The sequence below is a fragment of the Mesorhizobium sp. M7A.F.Ca.AU.002.02.1.1 genome, assembly GCF_003998535.1.
In the GTDB taxonomy this organism is placed as follows: domain Bacteria; phylum Pseudomonadota; class Alphaproteobacteria; order Rhizobiales; family Rhizobiaceae; genus Mesorhizobium; species Mesorhizobium ciceri.
In genome coordinates this window covers 1-6,695 of the sequence record NZ_RZPB01000315.1, presented here as the reverse complement: position 1 = coordinate 6,695, position 6,695 = coordinate 1, and the positions used below count along the sequence as shown (strand labels likewise).

Annotated in this window: 5 protein-coding genes; 3 read left to right on the top strand and 2 right to left on the bottom strand. The window is 63.1% G+C overall.

What is annotated here, in order from left to right; genetic code table 11:
- A partial coding sequence (locus EN879_RS19410) for an acyl-CoA carboxylase subunit beta (RefSeq protein WP_164774469.1) occupies positions 1 to 1,185 on the top strand: 1,185 nt, incomplete at its 5' end.
- A gap of 12 nt (positions 1,186 to 1,197) precedes the next feature.
- Here the strand turns inward: EN879_RS19410 and EN879_RS19405 are convergent.
- Both EN879_RS19405 and EN879_RS19400 read right to left on the bottom strand, forming a co-directional pair.
- Positions 1,198 to 3,198 carry a hypothetical protein gene (locus EN879_RS19405; RefSeq protein ID WP_063168061.1) on the bottom strand — a complete coding sequence of 667 codons (2,001 nt, stop codon included), beginning with the start codon at positions 3,196 to 3,198 and terminating at the stop codon, positions 1,198 to 1,200.
- Positions 3,195 to 4,739 carry a bifunctional ADP-dependent NAD(P)H-hydrate dehydratase/NAD(P)H-hydrate epimerase gene (locus EN879_RS19400; RefSeq protein WP_063168062.1) on the bottom strand — a complete coding sequence of 515 codons (1,545 nt, stop codon included), beginning with the start codon at positions 4,737 to 4,739 and terminating at the stop codon, positions 3,195 to 3,197. The genes EN879_RS19405 and EN879_RS19400 overlap by 4 nt, the downstream gene beginning before the upstream one ends.
- A 358-nt stretch (positions 4,740 to 5,097) precedes the next feature.
- Between EN879_RS19400 and EN879_RS19395 the strand changes: the two genes are divergently transcribed.
- Together EN879_RS19395 and glnA are read left to right on the top strand one after the other, a co-directional pair.
- Complete coding sequence (locus tag EN879_RS19395; protein ID WP_006205430.1) at positions 5,098 to 5,436, top strand: P-II family nitrogen regulator; 339 nt, start codon at positions 5,098 to 5,100, stop codon at positions 5,434 to 5,436.
- 65 nt (positions 5,437 to 5,501) lie between these two features.
- On the top strand, positions 5,502 to 6,695 hold a 1,194-nt coding region (gene glnA, locus EN879_RS19390; protein ID WP_127274183.1), incomplete at its 3' end, for a type I glutamate--ammonia ligase.

The window sequence follows — 6,695 nt, the reverse complement described above, 5'->3', positions numbered from 1 at the left end:
CGCAACCGGGCGCCGATCATCGGCCTCTACGATGCCGGCGGCGCGCGCATCCAGGAAGGCGTCGCAGCACTCGGCGGCTATGCCGAGATCTTTCAGCGCAACGTGCTTGCCTCAGGCGTCATCCCGCAGATTTCCGTCATCATGGGTCCATGCGCCGGCGGCGATGTCTATTCGCCTGCCATGACCGACTTCATCTTCATGGTGCGCGATACCTCCTACATGTTCGTCACCGGACCGGATGTGGTGAAGACCGTGACCAACGAAACGGTGACCGCCGAGAGTCTCGGCGGCGCTTCCGTCCACACGACGAAATCCTCGATCGCCGACGGCGCCTATGACAATGACGTCGAGGCGCTGCTGCAGATGCGCCGGCTGGTCGACCTGCTGCCGGCTTCCAACACATCGGAGCTTCCCGAGATCGAATGCTACCAGTCGGTCACCGACCATGATTTGTCGCTCGACCGGCTGATTCCCGACAACGCCAACAAGCCCTACGACATCAAGGAGCTGATCCTGAAGGTCGCCGACGAAGGCGACTTCTTCGAGATCCAGCAGAATTTCGCCAAGAACATCGTCACCGGCTTCGGGCGCGTCGAGGGCCGCACGGTCGGCTTCGTCGCCAACCAGCCAATGGTGCTGGCCGGCGTGCTCGATTCGGACGCCAGCCGCAAGGCGGCGCGCTTCGTGCGCTTCTGCGACTGTTTTTCGATTCCGATCGTCACCTTCGTCGATGTCCCCGGCTTCCTGCCCGGTACAGCGCAGGAATATGGCGGGCTGATCAAGCATGGCGCGAAACTGCTGTTCGCCTATGCCGAGGCCACCGTGCCGAAGATCACAGTCATCACCAGAAAAGCCTATGGCGGCGCCTATGACGTGATGGCCTCAAAACACCTGCGCGGCGACATGAACTATGCCTGGCCAACGGCACAGATCGCGGTGATGGGTGCGAGGGGCGCGGTCGAGATCATCTACCGCAAGGACATCGGTGATGCCGAAAAGATCGCAGCCCATACAAAGGCATACGAGGATCGCTTCCTGTCGCCCTTCGTCGCCGCCGAACGCGGTTATGTCGACGAGGTGATCATGCCGCACTCGACCCGCCGCCGTATTGCGCGGGCGCTCCGCATGCTGCGCAACAAGGACATGCAGAACCCCTGGAAGAAGCACGACAACATCCCGCTGTGAGACGCCGGCAACTCACTCCTCTTCCGCCGCCCCGAACCCCGCTCCCATGGTGGCGCGGACAGGGCTGCCCCACGGTGTCGCGTGATTGTCGATGCGCATCTGGAAGATGAAATAGGTCGGCGAGCAGAAGCCGATGCCTTTCACTTTGCCGATGCCCGGCGTGTCCGGCGGCAGCGATTGGCACATATAGTCCTCGCGGCAGAAATGATCGGCCGAACAGGCCGGCCGGTTGCCGCGATTGACGGCGCCGCCAAGGCATTGGTCGAAATTGTTGGTGGCCACGCAGATGTCGAATTTCTTGCCGCCGACCAGCCCGCAAATCTCGTTCGGCATCGGCTTGCCAGCTTTGAAGGCCGCGAAGGCACGGTCCTTGTCGTCGCAGCCGCGATAGGCGATGCCGCCCGGCACGCCGATCTTCGGCGGACGGCAGGTGTAGGCGGTGCGCGACGCGGCAGGCGCGAAGGCCGCGAACTGGCCCGATTTGCTGTAGCGGTCGTTGAAAGGCTGCGCCGCATTGCTGGCGATCGAGCCGGTCAGGCAGGGATGGCCGGAAAACAGTTTTTCGCTGTCCTTGGGCAGCAGGCATTGCGCCAGTTTCGTGTGCACGCCCGAAGCGGTGGCCAGCGGCGTGCAGACGGTGCCGCCGCCGCATTTCCAGGTCGCACCGAAGCGGTCCGCATCTTCCGGCATCAGGCACGGCATGGCCATCTCGGCCGGCGCGTAGTCGACCGCGGCGTCCGTCCAGGCTGCCGGCGGCGCAAAGGAGAGCGGACGGAAGCGGTTTGGCTCCCTGCCCTCAGCTGTAGCGCGCAGCCAGGCCTGGCGGCGCGGGATCTCGGCATGAAGATGCGGCGAGATGTCGACCTCGATGCGGTTGAGCGGCGATGTCGTCTTGTCGTCAAGGCCGATGAAATGGAAGCCGGCAGTGGAACCGGCCTGATGGCAACCTTGGCAGGCGCCATTGTCCAGCCGCTCGACCAGCGCTTCCGGCGTGCGCACCAGTTTTAGCGTGGAATAATCGAGCGATGCGAATTCCTTGGGCTGGAACAATTGCGTAAACGGATGATTGGCCTGCCGCGCGCTGCCGAAGGTCGACCATGAGATGATCTTTCTGGCCAGGAACTCGTCGGGAATCTCATAGACGCCTTCGTCAACCGCCGGCAAATTGGCGCCGACATAGACGGCGAGCCGTGCCTTCAGCGCCGCATCCTGCGAAAGCCGTGCGGTGTCGGGCGTGTTCTCCAGCGGTTTTTCGCTGATATCGGCGCCATCGATGCCGAATATCCGCATGAGATAGGCGGCCTGGCCACCGAACTCGGTTTCCTGGCCGGAGGGGAAGCGCACCACCTGTACGTTGAGCTCCAGCTGCTTGAAGGTGAGCCCAGCTCTCTCCAGCGGCCCGCCGGTCAGCCAGCCGGCATCGACGCTCTCGTCAAGCTGGGGTGTCCAGCGTCCGGCAACACCGACGCAGCCGCCATCGGCGTCGGGGGTGGCGCTGTAGACCGCATTGAAATTGAATGGCAGGCGCGACGCCAGCAGCTTGCCGTTTTTGCGAAAGCTGTAGGCCAGGCGGTAGATGAAGCGCACCTCGCCGCAGCTCCTGTCGCCTTGCAGCACCGCGAAGTCGCGACGATCGAGCCGGTTGACGACGCCGACCAGCCGGAAGCGCGCGGCGTCGGTCTTCAGCCAGCGCATGTCCATGATGCGGCCGACATTGCCGTCGGTGACTTCGTAGAGCGTCCGGCCGCCGGCTTTCATATCGGCACGCAGTGCCGCAACATCGGAGGCAACCGTTTCGACGATGGCGTGAAAGGCCGGCGCCTCGTCGTAAAGCGTCTTCAGACCGCCCTCGCCGTCGACCCCGAAAACATCGGCGAAACCGAAACCCCTGGCATCGAGTGCGGCGAGCACCGCCGGATCGTCGACGATCGTCACAGGACCTTCGGCGCGCGCCGTCGGCGCCATGAAGGCAGCGATGAGGGTGGCAAGCAACAGAACGAGCGCGCGGCTCATTGGGCAGCCGTGCGCGCGTCGAAGAGTTCGCGCAACACCGGCACCAGTGCCAACGGCAGGTCCTCGGCGATCAGACCGGGTCCGAACCGGCTGCCGGCCTCAGCATGCAACCACACCGCCGCGCAGGTGCCCTCGAAGGGCCGCATGCCTTGCGCCAGCAAACCGGCAATGATGCCCGACAGCACGTCGCCTGACCCGGCTGTGGCCAGCCACGGTGCACCGCTGGAGTTGATCGCCGCTTTGCCATCGGGTGCTGCTATGACCGTGTCGGCGCCCTTGTAGACGATGACGGCGTTGGCCCGCGTGGCGGCCGTTCGCGCCTTGTCCAATTTCGACATGGTTTTGTCCCCGGCGATATCAGGGAACAGGCGGCCGAATTCGCCCTCATGCGGCGTAACTATCAAGGCAGGCGCATTCGGCTGACGGGCAGCTTCGAACAGCGCCTGAGGCTGATGGGCCAGCGACGTGATGGCGTCGGCATCAAGAACCATCGCACTGGCGTGGTTCGCGGTCGCCTCGTCGCGTGCTTCCTCCTCCAAAGCCTTGATCAGCTGCAGGGCGAAATCGCCGACCTTGGGCTTTGGCCCAAGCCCCGGTCCGAACACCAGCGCCCCGGGATGGCGCACCGTTAGAAATTCCTGCACCTCCTCGAGCGAGCCCGCCTCGCGCAGCATGATCGAGGTCAGGTGAATCGCGTTCACCTGCATGGCGTTGCCAGGCGACAGCACGGTGACCGCCCCTGCCCCGCTTCTGGCGGCGGCCAGCGCCGACAGCCGCGCCGCGCCCGTAGCACTGGGACCGCCGGAAAAGACGCCGACATGGCCGCGCTTGTATTTGTGCGCATCCACCGTCGGCACCGGAAATTCCTGCAACCACAGGTCCGGCACATTCTCGAAGGTCGAGACGGCGAGCTGGGCGATAATGCCGTCGCCGATGCCGATATCGGCGAGCACGATCTCACCGCATTGCCCGCGCCCCGGCAGCAGCAGGTGGCCAGGCTTTTTCCGCGCGAAGGTGATGGTGACCTCGGCACGAAACGCCCTGCCCAATATGTCACCGCTCCTTCCAGAGACGCCGGACGGCAGGTCGACCGCGACCACGGGCAGGCTCAGGGCTGTCACTGTATCGATGGCTTTCGCGGCGTCGCCGGACAGCGGCTTCGACAGCCCCGCCCCATAGAGCGCGTCGATCACGATCGAGCCAGGCTTGGCGTCAAAGTCAGACAGCGGCCGGGGCTTGATCGGGCATTCCGCGGCGGCGAGCGCCGCATCGCTTTTCGGCCTCGGCGCGCCGGATGCCCAGACCGATGTGCCGACGCCGCTGCCGGCCAGGATGCGGGCAACGACATAGCCATCGCCGCCATTGTTGCCGGGCCCGCACAGCACATGGATGTGCTTTGCCGAGGGGTAGCGCTTGAGAACCTCGGCCGCGACCGCTCCACCAGCGCGCCGCATCAGGCCGATGCCGTCGGCTGGGCCGGCGGCAATCGTCAGCCGATCGGCCTCGCTCATTTCGGCCGGGGAAAGAAGTTCGTTGCTCATGGATTGCCGATCCGCATGCGATCAAGCATTGTCCGATTTCGATCCTAAGCAAACAAGGGGGAGTTGCCGAGATCTGCAGCCATAACGTTGGCACGAAAGCATCGCGGGCAGAAAATTGCCTGGGGGATAGGCAATATGCCCGATTTTTGTGCGGACGTGGGTGCTGGCGCTGTGTAGGCTCTGGCAGTCCATGCCGCTTCCGGTGCAGCGAATGACGCGAATTTGCATCCCGGTGCGGCGCGGCTTTGAAATCTTATGAGACCGCTTAGAATCCGCTGAATTGGCACAGTTCGTGCTTGATGGAGGCGCAAGCGGGGGGTCACAACCCGTTTTTTTGGCAGTGGAGGCCACTTTTTACATGAAAAAGATCGAAGCGATCATCAAGCCATTCAAGCTCGACGAAGTGAAGGAAGCGCTTCAGGAGGCCGGACTGCAAGGCATCACCGTCACCGAAGCAAAAGGCTTCGGTCGTCAGAAGGGCCACACCGAACTCTACCGCGGCGCCGAATATGTCGTCGACTTCCTGCCCAAGGTGAAGATCGAGGTCGTGCTTGGCGACGACGCGGTCGAAGGTGCGATCGAGGCCATCCGCAAGGCGGCCCAGACCGGTCGTATCGGCGACGGCAAGATCTTCGTTTCCAATATCGAGGAAGTCGTGCGTATACGCACCGGCGAAACGGGCATGGACGCGGTCTGACCGACCGCGCCATCCTCCCGAAAAACGTCATCATCAAAAAAAGTCATCACACAGGGATACATGACATGACGACAGCCAAAGACATCATGAAGCAGATCAAGGACAACGACGTGAAATTCGTCGACCTGCGCTTCACGGACCCGAAGGGCAAGCTGCAGCACGTGACGATGGATGTCATCGAGGTCGAGGAAGACATGTTCGCCGATGGCGTGATGTTCGACGGCTCGTCGATTGCCGGCTGGAAGGCCATCAACGAGTCCGACATGGTGCTGATGCCCGATCCGGAAACGGTCCACATGGACCCGTTTTTCGCGCAGTCGACCATGGTCATCCTGTGCGACATCCTCGATCCGGTTTCGGGTGAATCCTACAACCGCGATCCGCGCGGTACGGCCAAGAAGGCCGAGGCCTACATGAAGGCCGAAGGCATCGGCGACACCATCTTTGTCGGCCCGGAAGCCGAATTCTTCGTGTTCGACGATGTGAAGTACAAGGCGGATCCCTACAACACCGGATTCAAGCTCGACTCCACGGAATTGCCGTCGAACGACGACACCGATTATGAGACCGGCAATCTCGGCCACCGTCCGCGCATCAAGGGCGGCTACTTCCCGGTGCCGCCGATCGACAGCGCGCAGGACATGCGCTCGGAAATGCTGACCGTGCTCGCCGAGATGGGCGTGCGCGTCGAAAAGCATCACCATGAGGTGGCGGCGGCTCAGCACGAACTCGGCATCAAGTTCGACGCGCTGGTGCGCAACGCCGACAAGATGCTGATCTACAAGTATGTCGTCCACCAGGTCGCCAACGCCTACGGCAAGACGGCAACCTTCATGCCGAAGCCGATCTTCGGCGACAACGGCTCGGGCATGCACGTCCACATGTCGATCTGGAAGAACGGCAAGCCGACCTTCGCCGGCAATGAATACGCCGGTCTGTCGGAAAGCTGCCTGTTCTTCATCGGCGGCGTCATCAAGCATGCCAAGGCGATCAACGCCTTCACCAACCCGCTGACCAATTCCTACAAGCGCCTGGTGCCGGGTTACGAAGCGCCGGTTCTGCTCGCCTATTCGGCGCGCAACCGCTCGGCTTCCTGCCGTATCCCGTTCGGCTCGTCGCCGAAGGCCAAGCGCGTCGAGGTCCGCTTCCCCGATCCGGGCGCGAACCCCTACCTCGCCTTCTCAGCGCTGCTGATGGCCGGCCTCGACGGCATAAAGAACAAGATCCATCCCGGCCAGCCGATGGACAAGGATCTCTAC